This is a genomic window from Micrococcus sp. KRD128 (assembly GCF_017168395.1).
Taxonomy (GTDB): domain Bacteria; phylum Actinomycetota; class Actinomycetes; order Actinomycetales; family Micrococcaceae; genus Micrococcus; species Micrococcus luteus.
This window is the reverse complement of record NZ_JABFAX010000050.1, coordinates 1-407: the sequence shown is the minus strand read 5'-3', so window position 1 is coordinate 407 and position 407 is coordinate 1. Positions and strand designations below refer to the sequence as shown.

General features: G+C 38.1%; 2 protein-coding genes. Both read right to left on the bottom strand.

Going from position 1 to position 407, the window contains the following annotated elements; translation table 11 throughout:
* Window positions 1–319, bottom strand: a 319-nt coding sequence (locus J1M44_RS11380) for an ERF family protein (protein WP_206481121.1), incomplete at its 3' end; no start/stop codon positions are given.
* On the bottom strand, window positions 312–383 hold the full coding sequence (locus tag J1M44_RS11375) for a DUF2483 family protein (RefSeq protein ID WP_241253057.1): 72 nt from the start codon (window positions 381–383) through the stop codon (window positions 312–314). The genes J1M44_RS11375 and J1M44_RS11380, both read right to left, overlap by 8 nt.
* Between the last annotated feature and the right edge of the window lie 24 nt (window positions 384–407).

Here is a 407-nt window from a genome sequence, read left to right as displayed (position 1 = left end):
ATGTTAATGCTGAACCTACACCTTGTGCCGTATTCTTATCTGGTTTAGTTGTGGCGGGGGGAAATTCTATATACTCACCACTTTCATGTAGCAATACCGTTGATATTCCAACCAAGTCGTTTTCTGTAGTGACTGGATATTGTGAGTATGTTAGTCCGTGTTTAGGTGCTACCTCATCGATTGCCTCAACCACATTCTCAAGTGGTACATATTTACTTTTGAAAAATGGATTGTTGGCATCTTTCATTGGCTGTTTAACTTCTTTGTGAAAGTTAGCTAATGCTTTGTTAAGTTCAGTTATCGATTCTGATTTATTCATACTCGACCTCCTCATATTCAGTTGTTTCAGTTACTGTTTTCTTAATTGCTTTATGCTTTGTCATGTCAATCACTGCGTTGTCCATGCC